General features: G+C 72.6%; 12 protein-coding genes. 6 read left to right on the top strand and 6 right to left on the bottom strand.

Annotated features, from left to right (window positions below):
- Positions 1-143 precede the first annotated feature (143 nt).
- Positions 144-1,553: an FAD-dependent oxidoreductase gene (locus Q0A33_RS08530; RefSeq protein ID WP_291795110.1), complete on the bottom strand. Its 1,410-nt coding sequence runs from the start codon at positions 1,551-1,553 to the stop codon at positions 144-146.
- Positions 1,554-1,783: 230 nt separating this feature from the next.
- Here Q0A33_RS08530 and rarD point away from each other — a divergent pair, with 230 nt between their 5' ends.
- Positions 1,784-2,710, top strand: coding sequence for an EamA family transporter RarD (gene rarD / locus Q0A33_RS08525; protein WP_291795109.1), 927 nt, complete (start codon positions 1,784-1,786; stop codon positions 2,708-2,710).
- Between the two features lie 23 nt (positions 2,711-2,733).
- On the opposite strand, the gene Q0A33_RS08520 is transcribed toward rarD, so the two are convergent.
- The 3 genes from Q0A33_RS08520 to Q0A33_RS08510 form a co-directional block, all read right to left on the bottom strand.
- Positions 2,734-3,684, bottom strand: a complete 951-nt coding sequence (locus Q0A33_RS08520) for a polyprenyl synthetase family protein (RefSeq protein WP_291795112.1) — start codon at positions 3,682-3,684, stop codon at positions 2,734-2,736.
- 217 nt (positions 3,685-3,901) lie between these two features.
- The gene (locus Q0A33_RS08515) at positions 3,902-5,389 is read right to left on the bottom strand and encodes an FAD-dependent monooxygenase (RefSeq protein ID WP_291795108.1); all 1,488 of its coding nucleotides are present in this window, start codon (positions 5,387-5,389) and stop codon (positions 3,902-3,904) included.
- The gene (locus tag Q0A33_RS08510) at positions 5,389-6,096 is read right to left on the bottom strand and encodes a demethylmenaquinone methyltransferase (RefSeq protein ID WP_291795107.1); all 708 of its coding nucleotides are present in this window, start codon (positions 6,094-6,096) and stop codon (positions 5,389-5,391) included. The genes Q0A33_RS08515 and Q0A33_RS08510 overlap by 1 nt, the downstream gene beginning before the upstream one ends.
- Before the next feature lie 88 nt (positions 6,097-6,184).
- On the opposite strand from Q0A33_RS08510, the gene Q0A33_RS08505 reads away from it, so the two are divergent.
- Together Q0A33_RS08505 and Q0A33_RS08500 are read left to right on the top strand one after the other, a co-directional pair.
- Positions 6,185-7,546, top strand: coding sequence for an MFS transporter (locus Q0A33_RS08505; protein WP_291795106.1), 1,362 nt, complete (start codon positions 6,185-6,187; stop codon positions 7,544-7,546).
- 34 nt (positions 7,547-7,580) lie between these two features.
- Positions 7,581-9,026, top strand: coding sequence for an isochorismate synthase (locus Q0A33_RS08500; RefSeq protein ID WP_291795105.1), 1,446 nt, complete (start codon positions 7,581-7,583; stop codon positions 9,024-9,026).
- A 462-nt stretch (positions 9,027-9,488) separates the two neighbouring features.
- Here the strand turns inward: Q0A33_RS08500 and Q0A33_RS08495 are convergent, their stop codons facing one another.
- Entirely contained in the window at positions 9,489-11,936 is a 2,448-nt protein-coding gene (locus Q0A33_RS08495; RefSeq protein WP_363316550.1) for a thiamine pyrophosphate-binding protein, read from the bottom strand.
- Positions 11,937-12,179: 243 nt separating this feature from the next.
- Between Q0A33_RS08495 and Q0A33_RS08490 the strand changes: the two genes are divergently transcribed.
- The gene (locus Q0A33_RS08490; RefSeq protein WP_291795104.1) at positions 12,180-12,938 is read left to right on the top strand and encodes a hypothetical protein; all 759 of its coding nucleotides are present in this window, start codon (positions 12,180-12,182) and stop codon (positions 12,936-12,938) included.
- Positions 12,939-12,983: 45 nt separating this feature from the next.
- Here the strand turns inward: Q0A33_RS08490 and Q0A33_RS08485 are convergent, their stop codons facing one another.
- Entirely contained in the window at positions 12,984-14,036 is a 1,053-nt protein-coding gene (locus Q0A33_RS08485; protein WP_291795103.1) for an o-succinylbenzoate synthase, read from the bottom strand.
- 71 nt (positions 14,037-14,107) lie between these two features.
- Between Q0A33_RS08485 and Q0A33_RS08480 the strand changes: the two genes are divergently transcribed.
- On the top strand, positions 14,108-15,055 hold the full coding sequence (locus Q0A33_RS08480) for a 1,4-dihydroxy-2-naphthoyl-CoA synthase (protein ID WP_291795102.1): 948 nt from the start codon (positions 14,108-14,110) through the stop codon (positions 15,053-15,055).
- Between the two features lie 109 nt (positions 15,056-15,164).
- Complete coding sequence (locus Q0A33_RS08475; protein ID WP_291795101.1) at positions 15,165-16,640, top strand: AMP-binding protein; 1,476 nt, start codon at positions 15,165-15,167, stop codon at positions 16,638-16,640.
- Positions 16,641-16,710: the final 70 nt, after the last annotated feature.

Here is a 16,710-nt window from a genome sequence, read left to right as displayed (position 1 = left end):
TGAGCCCTCCGGCCCCTGAGCCTGCATACCCCTGCGCGTTCTGCCGCCTTATAACTGCGGGGGCAGTGGGCTCAGACGACGGTGGGGCCGTGCCCGGCTGATCCAGCCGGGCACGGCCTCACACGTGGTTCCGGGGCGGCCGCTCAGACGGTCTGCACGGTGCGCGCGCCGGTACTGCGGGAGTGCTCGAGCATGCCCGCGCGGGTGGGGATCTTCACCCTTTCACGACCCTGCGGCTCGCCCAGCGCCTTCTCCGCGGCCTCCAGCCGGTGGAAGCCGTCCCAGTCCGCGTAGTCGACGCCGCGTGCCTCGAGCAGGTCGAGGATCGCGTCCTCGTCCGGCCTCTCCGGCTCCGGCAGCACCCCTGCGCAGTGGTCCTCGATGAGGTGCGTGATGGTCTCCAGTGCATCGCCCTTCGTGTGGCCGATGAGGCCCACGGGACCGCGCTTGATCCAGCCCGTCGCGAAGACTCCGGGGACGACGGGCGCCTGCGCCGCCGTCTCCTGTGAGGAGCCCGCGTGCACCCGCCCCTCCACGTTCGTGATGACGCCGCGCCGCGCGTCGAAGGGCAGATCCCGCAGCGGGGAGCCGAAGTAGCCCACCGCACGGTAGACGGCGCCCACCTCCCAGTCGTGGAAGGTGCCCGTGCCGCTCACGCCGCCGTTGCCGTCCAGCTGCTGGCGCTCCGTCCGCAGCCCGGTCACCCCGGTCTCTTCGTCGCCGAGCACCTCGACGGGGGCATGGAGGAAGTGCAGATGCAGACGCCGGGGTGCACCGGTCTCCTCCCGCAGGGTGAAGTCCGTGAGGGTCTTGGTGACCTGCTTGGTCTGGTTGTTCGAGTGGATCTGCGCCATCGAGGCCTCGTCGAACTCGTAGTCCTCCGGGTAGACGAGGATGTCGACGTCCTTCACGTGTCCCAGCTCGCGCAGCTCCAGCGGGGTGAACTTGGCCTGTGCCGGGCCCCGCCGGCCGAAGACGTGGACGTCCGTGACCCTGGAGTCGCGCAGTCCCCGGTGGACGTGTTCGGGGATCTCCGTGCTCAGCATGTCGTCGGCCTGCTTGGCGAGCACGCGGGCCACGTCGAGGGCGACGTTGCCGTTGCCCAGCACGGCCACGCTCTCCTGGTCGAGCGGCCATTCCTGGGGGACGTCCGGGTGCGCGTCGTACCAGTTGACGAAGTCCGCCGCACCGTAGGACCGCGGCAGGTCGATGCCGGGGATGTCGAGTGCCGCATCCTCGAAGGAGCCGGTGGAGAAGATCACCGCATCGTAGTGTGCGCGCAGGTCCTCGAGGGTGATGTCCGTGCCGAAGTCCACGTTGCCCAGCAGCCGCACGTCACCGCGGTCCAGCACCTTGATGAGGGCGTTCTGGATCCCCTTGATGCGCGGGTGGTCCGGTGCGACGCCGTAGCGGACCAGCCCGAAGGGCACGGGGAGCCGTTCGAACAGGTCGATCGAGAGTGAGAAGTCCCGCTCCGCCTTGGTGAGCAGGTCAGCGGCGTAGATGCCCGCCGGGCCCGCTCCCACGATCGCCACACGAAGAGCTCGAGTCACAGTGCACACACCTTTCAGGGGCAGCGTGTCCCTGCCCGCCATTCGGGTGGACCCTTCGTCTCCGGGGCACCTGGGACGGCCCCCGGAAGGTCCGGTCGAAACGAATCCACCCCACGATCTTAGTGCGCCCTCACCTGATCGCGCCGCGACCCCGCTCACACTCCCGGTCCCGCGTCTCGCGGGCACGGGGCACTCTGCGGAACCTCACAGCTCCTCACTAGACTGTGAGGGTGAATGACTCAAGCGCACCGGCAGGGCTCCCGGAGGACGAACAGGCGAGAAGGCGCGCTGGATTGCTCAGCGGTATGGGCGCCTATCTGCTCTGGGGGCTCCTCCCCCTCTATTTCTCCGTCCTCGCACCCGCGGACAGCTTCGAGATCCTCGCCCACCGGATCGTCTGGTGCACGGTCTTCTGCCTGCTGCTCCTCGCGCTCACCGGCGGCTTCCGCGCGCTGCGCACCGCACTCACGGACGGGAAGGTGCTGGGCACCCTGGCGCTGGCGGCGGTCCTGGTGTGCGGCAACTGGCTGGTCTTCCTCCTGGGCGTGATGTCCGGCAACGTCGTCGAGATCTCCCTGGGCTACTACATCAACCCGCTGCTCTCGATCCTGCTGGGGGTGTTCGTGCTGCGCGAGCGCCTGCGGCCCCTGCAGTGGGTCGCGATCGGCCTGGCCGCCGCCGCGGTGGTGGTCATCACGGTGGGCTACGGCGCCGTCCCGTGGTTCGGCCTAGCGGTGGCGGTGACCTTCGCCGGCTACGGCCTCGTGAAGAACCGCGTGGGCGCCAAGGTGGGCGCGCTCTCCGGGCTCACGGTCGAGTCGATCGTCCTCACTCCGCTCGCCCTCGGGTGGATCGGCTGGACCTACCTCGCCGGCACTGCGACCTTCAGCGACGAGGGCTCCGGCCACGTCCTGCTCATGCTGCTGCTGGGACCGGCGACCGCGCTGCCGCTCCTGCTCTTCGGCTCCGCCGCACGCCGGATACCGCTGAGCTGGGTGGGGATGCTGCAGTACGTCACACCCACCATGCAGTTCCTCACCGGCGTGTTCCTCATGGGCGAGGAGATGTCCGCGGCGCGCTGGGCGGGCTTCGGCCTCATCTGGGTGGCGTGCCTCGTCCTCATCACGGACATGGTCCGCCGCGCGCGCCGCCGCTGAGCGAGCGCGTCAGCCTGCGCGGCTCAGCCCGCGCGGTCGACGACCTGACGCGCGAAGGCCTCCAGCCCGGTGCGCACCTCGCCCTCCGGCAGCGGTGCGAGCGCGGCGATCGACTCGTCCGCCCAGCGCCGGGCCTCCGTCCGGGCCTGCTCCGTCACCGGGTGGGCGGCCAGCGCAGCCCGGGCGATCTCGAGGGCCTCGTCGGTGGAGAGGTCCGCGTCCAGCAGCTCCGCGATCTGCACGGCGGAGGCGTCACCGGCGGCCGCGGCCGCACGCAGGTAGAGGACCGGCAGGGTGGGCACGCCCTCGCGCAGGTCCGTGCCCGGGGTCTTGCCGGAGTCCGCCGAGGTCGAGGTGAGGTCGATGAGGTCGTCGGCGAGCTGGAAGGCCACACCCACCTTCTCCCCGAACTCACGCACGGGTGCCACGAAGGCCGGGTCCGCACCGGAGAAGCGCACGCCGAACTCGCCCGAGGCCGCGATGAGCGAGCCGGTCTTGTCCGCGAGCACCTGGATGTAGTGGGCGATGGGGTCCGCGCCCTCGTCCGGACCGGCGAACTCCGCGAGCTGGCCGAGCACCAGCCGCTCGAACGTCTCCGCCTCCAGCCGCACGGCCTCCGGCCCCAGCCGGGCGGACAGCAGGGAGGCGCGGGCGAAGAGGAGGTCGCCGGTGAGGATGGCCACGGAGTTGCCCCAGACCGCGTGGGCGCTGGGAGCGCCGCGCCGCACGGGCGCGTCGTCCATGACGTCGTCATGGTAGAGCGTCGCCAGGTGGATGAGCTCCACGGCGGCGGCCGCGTCGAGGATCTCCGGCCGGGCCGGGTCCCCCAGCTGCGCGGCGAGGAGCACGAGCATGGGCCGCACTCGCTTGCCACCCGCCCGCATGAGGTGGTGCGCGGCCTCGTCCGGGAGCGCGCGGGTCTGGTCCGCCGCGGCCTCGAGCCGCTTCTCGATGTCTGCGAGCCTTGCGATCATGGACTCCGCGAGCGCGGATCCCTCGGCGGCGAAGGGGCCGGCCTTGGCCGGCGCGGCGGACTGCTCCCGTCCGGCCTGTGCCCCCTGCGCTGCGTCGTCAGCCGTGGCATCGGAGAGCTGGGGCGCGCGTGCATGCGTCATCGGGTCGTCCATCATCCTTTGGAGTATTCGTCACCACGGACCGCTCAGGGATCCACCGGCGCGAGCGGTCGTCGTCTCAGTCGTTGGTCGTCTTGGGAACGGCTCGGACGAGGGCGGCGATCACGCGGTCGGCGAGATCCGCGTCGCGCCCGTTCCCCTGGATGTTCCCCATGAGTCTGACCGCGAAGGCCATGAGCGCGTCGACACTCATACCGTACTTGATCGCGAGCCCCATGAGTTCCGGCCGGCCGATGAGCGCCGCGAACGCCCGGCCGAGCGTCACGTAGCCGCCCAGCGTCTCGCGCACGATCGCAGGGTACTCGGCCAGCGCTCGCCTCCAGGCCGCCCGCGGCTTGTGCTGGTGGGTGACGATGACGTCCGCGGCGATCCGGGCCGATTCCAGCGCGTAGTCGATGCCCTCCCCGTTGAAGGGGCTCACCATGCCCGCGCTGTCGCCCACGAGCATGAGTCCGTCCGCGAAGTGGGGCGTGCGGTTGAAGCCCATGGGCAGGGCGGCAGACCGCACCCGCTCCAGCTGGGTGGTCTCGTCGATCTCCCACTCGTGCCCCATCGCCCCGATCCACTCCCGCAGCACCTGCCGGTAGTCGACCGTGCCGAACTGCGGTGAGGTGTCGAGGATGCCCAGACCCACGTTCACGGTGCCGTCGCCCAGGGGGAACAGCCAGCCGTAGCCGGGCAGGGCCTCCCCCGGGGCCTGGGCGGAGGTGCCCCTGCCGTCGGCGGTGCGGCCGCGAGCGGTCCTGCGGCCCGGAACCCCGCCGCCGAGGCCTCCCTCCGTCTGCGCGCGCAGCTCCACCCAGCTCTCCAGGTAGGGGTCCGCGTGACGTGGCGAGGAGTGGTAGGTCCGCACGGCGACGCCCATGGGACGGTCGTCGCGCTTCTCCCGGCCCATGCTCACCGCGGTGCGCGAGGAGACGCCGTCGCAGGCGACGACGAGCGGAGCGGTGACGACGGCCTCGGCCCCGGTCCGCCGCCCGCGGGAGTCCCGCGCCACCGTGCGGATGCCGGTGATCCAGCCGTCCGCTCCGGTGAGGGGTTCCGTCGCCATCGTCTGCTCGTGGAGGCGCGCCCCGCGGGCCTGTGCGAAGCGGGCCAGGGTCTCGTCCAGCCCGGTGCGGGCCTTGGTGAGGCCGTAGTCCGGGAACTCGCCTCCGGGCCAGTCGATCTCCACGCGGTGCCCGCCGCCGATGAGCCGCAGCCCGCGGTTGCGGTGCCAGCCTTCGTCCGCCGGGGTCGGCACGCCCAGCAGGCCCAGCTCCTTCACCGCGCGCGGGGTGAGGGCGTCGCCGCACACCTTGTCACGCGGGAAGGCGGACTTCTCCAGCAGCACGACGTCCATCCCCGCGCCCGCGAGGTGCGCGGCCAGCGCGGAGCCTCCCGGCCCCGCGCCCACCACGACGACATCCGCCGTCGTGTCCTCGGTGAGCGGGTCTGCAGAGGAGCGTGTGCGCTCCCCGGTCACGGAGAAGGACCGGGGACGCTCACGCGTCGAGGTGGATGCGGACGCCGAGGCGGCCTCGGGGACGGTGACGGTGCCGGTCATCAGCGTGCGGCGGGCCGGACCGCCCGGTGGATCGCGACGATGCCGCCGGAGAGGTTGCGGTACTGCACCTGGTCGAACCCGGAGTCTGCAATGCGCCGGGCCAGCTCGTCCTGACCGGGCCAGGCGCGGATGGACTCCGCGAGGTACTCGTAGGACTCCGGATTGGAGCTGAGCGCGCGGGCCACGGGCGGGATGGCGCGCATGAGGTACTCGCGGTAGACCACGTCGAAGGGCCGGAAGACAGGCTGCGAGAACTCGGCGATCACCAGGCGCCCGCCGGGCCGCAGCACGCGCAGCATCTCAGCGAGCGCACGGTCCGGATCCGCTACGTTGCGGAAGCCGAAGCTGATGGTCACGGTGTCGAAGACCTCGTCCTCGAAGGGGAGGTCGAGGGCATCGGCGTGGACGAACTCGATGTCGTGGCCGCGCTGCCGTTCCCGGCCCACCGCGAGCATGCCCTCGGAGATGTCCCCGGCGATCACATGGGCGCCCGCCTGTGCGAACGGCACGGAGCTGGTGCCCGTGCCGGCGGCCAGGTCGAGGATCTCCTCGCCGGGCTGCGGAGCGACGGTCTCGGTGATCACCTTCCGCCACCAGCGCGCGATGCCGAAGGTCATCGCATCGTTCATGAGGTCGTAGCGGGCGGCGACGTCGTCGAACATTGAGGCGACGTCACCGGGGTCCTTGTCCAGACGGGCGCGATTCATGCTCCGATTCTCCCCCCTGCGCGGGTGTGCGGGCGAATCCTCGCGGTGTGACGATGCGCGCGTGCGGCACCCGGCATAGCCTGAGCGGATGGATTCCCCTTCCCCACGGCCCGCGCAGGGTGCACCACGCCGTGCGCCCAGGACTCTGCTCCTCGTCCTGGTGGCCGCGATGGCCGCGGGGCCGCTCTTCAACTTTGCCCTCGCCGCCCTGAGCTCGCAGGTGACGGCCGACTACGGCATCACGGAAGGCCAGTACGGCCTCATCATCACGATCGTGTTCCTGCTCGCCGGCCTCAGCTCCGCGCTGCTGGGGAACCTGGCGGACAGGATTCCCGTCCGCGTGCAGATCGCGGTGATCTTCGGGCTCATGATCGCGGGCTTCCTCGTGAGCATCAGTGCGCCCACCTATGCCGCTCTGCTCGCCGCGGCCGTGATCGCCGGACCGGCGCAGGCCTTCGCGAACCCTGTGACCAATCGGATCATCGCAGGCACCGTGCCGCCGGAGAAGCGCGGGGCGTGGATGGGCTGGAAGCAGTCGGGGGTGCAGTTCGGCCTGCTATTCGCAGGCGTGACGGTGCCCTTCGTCGGAGGCCTCGCGGGGTGGACCGGGGTCGCCCTCATGTGCGTGAGCGTCCTGGGCGTGCTGCTGGTGCTGGGCTGGCTGGTGCTCACCCGGATGCAGCGTGCACGCACCACGCGGGAGCCGGTGGAGACCGGGGAGGACGCGCCGGTCCCGGAGGAGCCGGACTCGGACGGCTCCTCCGCCGCGGTCACCGGGGCCGGTGCGGGAGCCGGTGCGGGAGAGCGCCCTGCCGGCACGGACGATCCCGCCGAGGATCCAGCGCAGAAGGCTCCTCGGCCTCGGGTGCCGCTGCCCCCGGCCGTCTGGCTGCTCGCGCTCTGCGCCTTCCTCAACGCGGTCGGCACCCAGGGGGTCAACGCCTACGCCTCGCTCTTCGCGGTGCAGACCGTCGACTACCCCATCGAACTCGCCGGCACCATGCTCGCGATCATCGGCGTGCTGGGGATCGTCGCCCGGAACGTCTGGGGCCGGATCGCCGGACGCGTGCGCAGCGCGGCCCTGCTCATCCAGATCATGAACCTGGGCGGGATCCTCGCCGCCGGCGGGCTCATCGTCGTCGAGCACACGCACCTCGTGCCCCTCATGTGGGCGGCCGTCACCCTCCACGCCTTCTTCCCGCTCGCGGCCAATGTCGTCATCAACTCCGCGGTGGTCGCCAGCGCTCCGGCAGGGAGGATCGGTGTGGCCTCCGGCCTCGTCGCCGCCGGGATGAACTTCGGCTTCGCACTGGGCCCGCTGGTGATGGGCCTGGGCATCGACGTGTTCGGCGGCTACACCCCGGGGTGGATCACCCTGGGCGCGGTGTACCTGGGCTGCTATGCGGTGGCGGTGGCGCTGAGCCGGGCCGGGAGGCGCGGACGCCGCTGAGCGGCAGTCGCCCCGCGGTCAGTATCGTGGTCGCATGACCGACACCGGCTCGACTCGCGCTCCCTCCCCCGGCCCCAGGGAGGCCGCCGCATCCCCTCACGCACAGAACCCGGAGCGCACGGCGGACCCCGCGCACCTGCCGTCGCTGTGCGTGCAGTCCTGGTACGTGGACGGGCTCACCCCGTCCGGGCCCGCGCCGTTCGCCACCGCGATCCCCACCCGCTCGCTGGACTTCCTCGAGCAGCTGCCGCAGGACCGCTTCTCCTGCTGGGTGCGCGGGCGGTCCGGGATCGTCGGGTTCGGCCGGGCGCTGCGCCTGACCGCGCAGGGGCCCGGGCGCTTCCGGGACCTCGAGCGGCAGTGGGACGAACTGCGCACACGTGCGAGCGTGGACGACAGGGTGGGCCTCCTGGGCTCCGGGCTGCTCGGCTTCAGCGCCATCGCCTTCGCCGACGGTTCCCGGGCGGCCTCGGTGGTGGACGTGCCGGAGTTCGTGCTGGGGCGACGCGACGGCCGCGTCTGGCTCACGCACATCGGCGCGCCGGAGGCGGACGGCGGCAGGCCCGCCTCCCCGGAGGACTTCCGGCTCACGCCCCGGCCCCTCACGGCCCCGGCGGTTCTCTCCGCCGGGCCCGGCGAGGTCTCCCCCGAGCGGTACGAGGAGATCGTGGAGCAGGCCTCGGCCCGTCTGCGCAGCCCGCAAGCGGGCGAGCGCAAGGTGGTGCTCGCGCGCGACGAGGTCATCACCACCGACGGCGACATCGACGTGCGGACCGTGGTGGGCCGGCTCAACAGCGCGTTCCCCAGCACGTGGACCTTCAACGTCGCGGGCCTCGTGGGAGCGACACCGGAGCTGCTCATCGGCGTGGAGGACGGCGCCGTGCATTCGCGGGTGCTCGCCGGCACGTACCGCGTTCTCGAGGACCCCTCCGCGGAGCTCGCCGCGGCCCGCGCGCAGCTCAGCGGGCACAAGGACTCGATCGAGCACTCGTATGCGATCGACTCCCTCGCCGCCACGCTGGGCTCCGTCACAGCCGAACTCCACGTCGACCGGGAGCCGCACCTGCTGCAGCTGGCCAACGTCATCCACCTGGCCTCGGACGCGCACGGGCGGCTGCGCACCGAGGACGACGGCTCCGCGCTCAGCCCCTTCCGGGTCGCCGAGGCCGTCCACCCCACCGCGGCCGTGGGCGGCGCGCCGCGCGACCGAGCGTTCGAGCTCATCACGGAGCTCGAGGACATGGACCGCGGGCGCTATGCCGGGCCGGTGGGCTGGGTGGACGGCTACGGCAACGGGCAGTTCGGCATCGCGCTGCGCTGCGGACAGCTCGAGGAGCGCAACCGGATCCGGATCTTCGCAGGGGCCGGGATCATGCCGGACTCGGATCCGGCCTCGGAGCGGGAGGAGACGGACGCCAAGTTCGCGCCGATGCGCGCGGCCCTGGGCGTGGAGAGGTCGGGACCGGGCGCGGAGCGCTGAGTTCGGCGGCCGACGGGGGCGGCGGCGAGGTGGCACGACGGGGCGTGCGAAATGGGGTGGCATGCGCGGACACCCCGCCTGTCTACGCAGCCACCCACGTATACGTGGGTGGCTGAGTGGATACCCGGTGTGTCCTTGCGCAGGAGCCCGGAAACCGACCGTGCCACCCACCTATGCGTGGGTGGCACAGCGACTACGCGGGCCCGGTGCCGCGGGCCCGGTGCCGCGGGCCCGGTGCCGCGGGCGCGGCAGGGTGTTCCATCACGAAGCGTGCCGGAGCAGAGTGTTCCAGCACAGTGTGCGCAGGCCGGGCACGTTACGCCACTCGCATCACAGCGGGCAGAGTTCACGCCACCCGCATCAGACCAAGCACGTCACGCCACCCGCATCCGAGCATGCGCCACCCCGCCCACGTCACGGCGCCCAGGGTTCACAGCGCGCGGAGTTCACAGAGGGCGGAGTTCACGGCAGCCGCACCTCGAGGAGCCCCGGTTCGCCGCTGTCGAGGAACGCCGCCAGCGCCGCTGCGGCACCGGGTGCGCCGCTCTCCACGGTCTGAGCTTCCCACCCCAGCGACCTGGCCGCCTCGGCGAGGCGGTACCCGTGCGGCGTGGCGAAGAACCGGTCGAAGTACGGTCGCAGATGTTCCGCGGAGTGTTCCAGGCCGGAGAAGATCGCGCCGCCGTCGTCGTTGAGCACGACGATCTGCAGGTGCGGGCGCCGTTCGTGTGCGGGGATGAGGAAGCCGCCGAGGTCGTGCAGCGCCGCGAGATCCCCCACCAGGAGCCGCACGGGTGTGCTTCCGTGCGGCACACGCTCGCTCTGGGGCGGCGTGGATTCTCCGGGGCGCGGCCCTGACCCTCCGCAGCACGGAGCGGATTCGCCCGCGCCGGCCTCATCCGGCCCGCAGGCCGCCTCGTCCTCGAGCCCCAGGGCCAGGCCCGAGGCCGTCGCGATCAGCCCGTCGATGCCCGCCAGGCCCCGTGAGGCGAGCACACGGGCAGGGTGCTGCGGCCTTTGCTCGGCCGCGAGGAGCCGGATGGTGTTCGAGCTCGCTGCGAAGACGACGCCGGGACGCTCCAGCACCGCGCGGGCCGCGGCGGCGCCGTCCAGGGCCGGGCTGTCCAGGGCCGGCTGCGCGGCTGCGCGCTCCACGCAGGGCTGCCCCACTGTGTGCTCCGTGCGGGGGCGCCCCTCCGTGCGGGGCTGCTCCGTGCGAGTGTGCTGGCCGGTGCACTGCCGGCCCGCGGCGCTCAAGCCGGCCTCTGGTGTTGACGTGGCAGGCACAGCCTCGCCCAGACATGCCTCAGCGGCCTGCCTCCACCCCTCCCACCACTCGTTGCACCGCTCAGCAGCAGCGGAGGCAGTCATCTCCAGATCACCCGCGCCGGAAACATCGGAAGCCACTGAAGCGTCCGAAACTGCCGAAGCGGCAGCAGCCGAAGCAACCAGGTTCGGAGCGACCGCGGCGGGGGCGGCGGGGGCCGAGGCGGGAGCGGCTGGAGCCGCGGCGGCTGAGATGACTGCAGGAGCCGCGGGAACGTCAGAACCGATGAGCTCTCCCGTGCGGGCCGGCGTGTGTGCATCGTCGCCGGAGCTCTCAGAAGTGCCGCGCCCGGACGCCGCAGGAGCGCCGATCCCGTCGACCGCGTACGGCAGGTCGATCCGCTCCACGTCCTCGCGGTCCAGCAGAGCGGCGACGGGTCGCGAGAGTGTGGGGCGTCCGGCCACGAGCACGTGCGTGATCTCCTCACGCAGCGCGGCCGTGCCGGGAGCGGCGAGCACGCGCGCGTGTGCGGGCACCACCTGCGGCAGGGAGGCGAGCGCCGAAGAGGGTTCGGCGAACACCGGCAGCACGAACTCCCCGGCGAGCGCGGCTGCCGTCGGGGAGGCGAAGCCGAGGTCGTCGCCCGCCACCAGGACGGCACGGGTCTCCGGCGCCAGCAGTGCCGTGCGGATCCGCGTGAGCAGTGCCGTGCGGTCCGCCGGACGCGGGGGCTCCCCACCGTCCGCATCTGTGGGCTCCGCGAGTGCGCAGGCCTCACTCACGCCGCCAGCTCCGCCTGCGTCGGCCTCGCCGACCCCGTGAGCAGTGGCGGCCTCACCGGTCCTGTGCGCGGCCTCGGATCCGCCCGCATCACAGTCGTCCCCGTCCAGGATCACCGCCGGGTCCAGGTCCGCGGCCTCGGGCACCAGCGGCACGTCGAACTGCACGTTGATCTGCACGGGGCCGGGCAGGGCGTCGTCCAACCGCAGCCCGCCGCTGCCACAATGGTCCGCCCCCATCTCTGCGGCCTTCTCCCGCCAGGCATGATCGCCCGCACCGCAGCCTGGAGCACGCCTCTCCCCCCACGCCGTACGCACGGCCTGCGCGGCAAGCTGCTCAGCCGCTCGTGCGCTGAGCTCCGGCCCGCCCGTCACGGCGGTGAACCTCACCACACCGTCCGCGTCCGGGAACTCCCTCGTGCGTGCCGGCCCCGGGACGTGGACGTCCCAGGCGGCCACAGCCTCGGGCAGCGACCTGTGCTGGGCGTCGAGGGTCTGGTTGGCGCCGGTGCCGCGCAGCCGGGCCGGCCTGTCCGCGCTGAGCACGATGAGCGGCACGTGCGAGTGCGCGGCCTCCATCACCGCCGGGTGCAGATTGCCCACCGCGGAGCCCGAGGTCGTCACGATCGCCACGGGCCGCTCCCGTCCCGCGAGCCTGCCCGCGCGTGCCAGCCCCAGCGCCGTGAAGGCGGCATCGCGCTCGTCGATCCGCACGTGTGCGCGCACGCGCCCCGCCTGTGCCAGCGCCCCGATCGCATAGGTGAGCGGTGCCGAGCGCGAGCCCGGTGAGACGACGAAATCCTCCACGCCCGCGCGGATCAGCCCGCGGACGATGGCCTGTGCGATTGCGGTCGAGACGTTCACCCCGCCGATTCTTCCACGCGGCGGTGGCGACCGTGCCAGCCGTGCCGGCGGTGCCGACTGCGCCGACGCACGCCGTTCCCGTCGCACACCCCTCACAGGGTGTTTCCAAGCTGACACACGAATACGGCCGGTGGGCACTGCGCATGCGCCTACCGTTGGCGTGTACACACCAGCGCGCAGGCACCGTCTGCGGCATGCACACCGCCTGCGGCGTCCGGCCCGGGCGTGATCGAGGAGAACCTCATGAAGACCTCAGCCCTGTCACTCACCTCCCGCGCAGGACGCACCCGCACCGCACTCGCCGCCGTGGTCCTCGGCGCGGGCCTGGTGCTCTCCGCCTGCGGCTCCGGCGACACCGCTCCCGCCGAGGACGGAGACGCCCAGCAGGAGGAGGGAGAGGCGCCCGCGCCCGCGGAGGAGGAGGCCGCCGAGGCCCCTGCCGCCACCGCGGACGACCTCACCGCCGCCGTCGAAGCCGCCGGCTACACGGCGCAGTCGATGGACATGTCGCAGCTCGGCGATCTCCAGGGCGCCATGGGAGACGTCTCCGTGGAGCCCGCCGAGTGCGAGGCCGTCATGAACGCCGGCCTCGCCGCCGCACAGGGCTCCGACCTCACCCTCGTCGCAGGCGTCCCCGCCGACCCCACCACCGAACCCAACCTCGTGGCGATGGCCTACGGCTCCGCCGACGAGGCCGCCGAGGCGATCAGCGCGAACAAGGAGTCGCTGGGCTCCTGCGGCGAGGTCACGGTGTCGATGCAGGGCACCGAGGTCTCCAGCTCGACCTCGGAGGTCTCCGCCTCCGTCGACGGCGCGGACACCGTGCTCGGCACCGAGGCGACCATGGACATGAACGGGCAGGAGATGACGACCCGCAACCTCTCCGTGCAGAAGGGCTCCGCACTCGTGACCCTCACGGGCGTGTCCGCTCCCGGCATGGACGGTGCCGACATGGACGGCCTCGCCGAGGTCGCGGCGACGGTCCTCGCAGAGCTCCCGTGACACGTGTGCCCGTGACGTGCGGGCACCACTGACGCCGGCAGGTCCTCACGCCTCCCGCCGCAGCACCTCCCAGCAGGCCTCGAGCCGTTCGGTCCAGAACCGGACGCGCTCGGGGCCTGCGGCGTGCGCGCGCAGCAGGGCCTCGTCCGGCGCGGTCCGGCCCACCGGCAGGGCGCCGCCGACGGGGAGCAGTGGAGGTGCGCACACATCGGAGGCGAAGAGGGCCGCGGTGCCCAGGCCCGCTGCGGGAGCGTGTCCGTCGAAGGCCGCCTCCGGCACCGGCAGCCAGGCCGCGAGAGCGGCCCCGGCCGCCAGCCCCACGCTCGATTCCAGCGCGGACGAGACGACTGCCGGCAGACCCGCCTGTGCGACGACCTCCGCAGCCGCGCGGATGCCGCCCAGGGGCTGTGCCTTGACGATGATGACGTCGGCGGCGCCCAGAGCGGCCACCCGGAGCGGGTCCGCGGCCTTCCGGATGGACTCGTCGGCGGCCAGCGGCACCGGCAGGCCTTCGGCCCCGATCCAGGCTCGCAGATCTGCGAGCTCCTCCACCGTGGCCACCGGCTGCTCGAGGTACTGGAGCGAACCCGTCTCCGCGAGTGCGACCACAGCCTGCCGCGCCTCGGCCGGGCTGTAGGCGGCGTTGGCGTCGCAGCGCAGCGCAGCCTCCGGCATGGCCGCCCGCACCGCCGCGATCCGCGCGAGGTCCTCGGTGAGCGAGGCGATCCCGTGCTCGGCGATCTTCACCTTCACCGCCTGCGCGCCGGTGAAGCGCGCGGCGAGCCCGGCCACGTCCTCGGCGGCCACCGCGGGGATGGTCGCGTTCACCGGCACCGTCGCACGCAGGGGCTCCGGGAACTCCAGCACCGCGGACTCGAGGGCGGCCGCGAGCCAGTGGGCGGCCTCGGGCGCGGCGTACTCCTCGAACGGTGCGAACTCCGCCCAGCCCGCCGGACCGTGCACCAGGCAGGTCTGCCGGACGGTGAGCCCGCGGAACCGCGTGACCATCGGCAGGGCGACCGGGACGATGCGGTCGAAGACGTCGCGCGGACCGTCGGCACGGGTGAGAAGGGCACGGACCTCAGGGACGATGAGCATTGCTCCAGGATAGGACCGCGCTTCCCGACCACGCCGCCGAGGGCGCAGAGCGCGCAGATATGCTGACCAGCATGAGCGACAACTCCGGCAGCGCGGGCAGCGCACAGGTCTCCGACATCTTCGATCCCAGCCGCTGGCGCGCGGTCAGGGGCTTCGAATTCACGGACATCACCTACCACCGCGCGGTGGACGCGCAGGGGAACGACGTGGGCTGCGTCCGCATCGCGTTCGACCGCCCGGAGGTGCGCAACGCCTTCCGGCCGCACACCGTGGACGAGCTCTACCGCGCGCTCGACCACGCACGCCAGACCCCGGACGTGGGCGCGGTCCTGCTCACCGGCAACGGTCCCAGCGCCAAGGACGGCGGCTGGGCGTTCTGCTCCGGCGGCGACCAGCGCATCCGCGGCCGCTCCGGCTATCAGTACGCGGACGGGGAGACGGCGGAGACGGTCGATCCGGCACGCGCCGGGCGCCTGCACATCCTCGAGGTCCAGCGCCTCATCCGCACCATGCCCAAGGTCGTCATCGCCGTGGTGCCGGGCTGGGCGGCCGGCGGCGGCCACTCCCTGCACGTGGTCTGCGACCTCACCATCGCCAGCCGCGAGCACGCGAGGTTCAAGCAGACGGATGCGGACGTGGGCTCCTACGACGCCGGCTACGGCTCCGCCTACCTCGCGAAGATGGTGGGCCAGAAGAAGGCCCGCGAGATCTTCTTCCTGGGCCGCACCTATTCCGCGGAGGACATGGAGCGCGCCGGTGCCGTGAACATCGTCGCGGACCACGCGGAGCTGGAGACCACCGCGCTCGAGGTCGCGCGGGAGATCCTGGGCAAGTCCCCCAACGCGCAGCGCATGCTCAAGTTCGCCTTCAATCTCGTGGACGACGGGCTGGTGGGCCAGCAGGTCTTCGCCGGCGAGGCCACACGCCTGGGCTACATGACGGACGAGGCCGTGGAGGGCCGCGACGCATTCCTCCAGAAGCGCGATCCGGACTGGACGCCCTTCCCCTGGTACTACTGAGCGGTGCCGCGATGATGACACCCGGTTCTTCTCCCACACACCCCCGTCTCCGCGCGAATACGCGGGTGTCCTGCCGCAACAGCGGGTGCCGAGGGACAGGGTGGCACGAGTGACCCGCCCCCTCATCGTCGACCAGGTCTCCCGGATGCTCGCAGGCGAGGCCGGGCTGCTCCTCCCCCGTGACCGCGGCGGCCTCGTACGGACCTTCGGGCCCGCGGAGTTCGATCCGGCGGACACGGGCCGGCGCGCTCCGGCACTGGTGCTCTTCACCTCCGGCTCCACGGGGGCTCCCAAGGGCGTGGGGCTGAGCCTCGAGGCCCTCACCGCCTCCGCGACGGAGACCGAGAGGCTCCTCGTGGGCCCCGGGCGCTGGCACCTCTGCCTGCCGTCCAACCACATCGCCGGGCTCCAGGTGGTGTTCCGTGCCCTCCTCGCCGGGGCCGCCCCCAGCGTCGCGCGGCCCGGGCCGTTCGACGCCGGGCGATTCGCCGCGGACCTCACCGCACTGCAGGGGCGGGCCGGTGAGGAGCCCGTGTACACGTCACTCGTCCCCACGCAGCTGGTCCGTGTGCTCGCACTCCCGGAGGCCGCTGCGGCCGCCGCGCGGTGCGCGGCGGTCCTGCTGGGCGGTGCCGCGGTCTCCCCCCGCCTGCTCGAACGAGCAGCGGAGGCGGGGATCCCGATCGTGCGCACCTACGGCATGAGCGAGACCGCCGGCGGCTGCGTCTACGACGGGGTGCCGTTCCCGGAGGTCCGGGTGGACCTGGACACGCAGGGGAGGGTGCTCCTCGCGGGTCCCGTGCTCGCGGACGGCTACCTGGAGGTCGCCGAGTCTCAGGACGGACGCGAGGCACCGGAGGGAGGCGAGTCCCCGGAGCAGGCAGAGGCACTGGAGCGGGCAGAGGCACCGTCCGCGCTGCGGCTGACCGCGGTGCCCAATGGGCCCGTGCCAGCTGCAGGGGGCGCGGAGGGAATACGGGCCGGAGCAGACACCACTGGCGGCGAAGGCATCGGGAGCGAATCACAGGAGGCCGAGGCGGAGCGTCTCGCGGCGGAGGCCCTCAGACCCGGCTTCTGGGGCGAGGGACCGGCGCGCTTCCTCGTCACGAGCGACCTGGGGCGGTGGGTGCCGGCCGCCGAGGCGAGCCACGGAGCCGCGGAGGCGAGCCCCGGAGCCGCCCGGAGGCTGGAGATCCTGGGACGCGCCGACGACATCATCGTCACCGGCGGCGAGAACGTCTCCCCGCACGAGGTCGAGGCACACCTCCTCCGAGTGGCGGAGCCCCTGGGCTACCGTGAGGTGCTGGTGAGCTCGGTGCCGGACGAGGAATGGGGGCGCGTGCTCGTCGCCCTCCTCGTACCGGCGGACGCAGCGGAACGGCATCCCTCCTCAGCGGGAGGGGGGACCGGTACGAGCGCGGACCCGCTGCTCCACCGGATCCAGGCGGGCCTGCGTGCGCGGGGACTGAGCGCGGCGATGCTTCCGCGCGCCGCGCACACCGTCTCCGCGCTCCCCGTCCGCGGCATCGGCAAGCCGGACCGCCGGGCCGCGCAGACCCTCGCCGCGGAGCTGCAGGGCCGCTGAGAGCCCGCGGATCTCCGCACAGCCCGGCCTGCTTCCTGCTACGTTGACGGGACACACCCCATCTCAGCAG

The sequence above is a fragment of the Brevibacterium sp. genome (genome assembly GCF_022712115.1).
Lineage (GTDB): Bacteria > Actinomycetota > Actinomycetes > Actinomycetales > Brevibacteriaceae > Brevibacterium > Brevibacterium salitolerans.
Note: the sequence above shows the minus strand (reverse complement) of the source record. Positions and strands in the feature narration are given on the sequence as shown.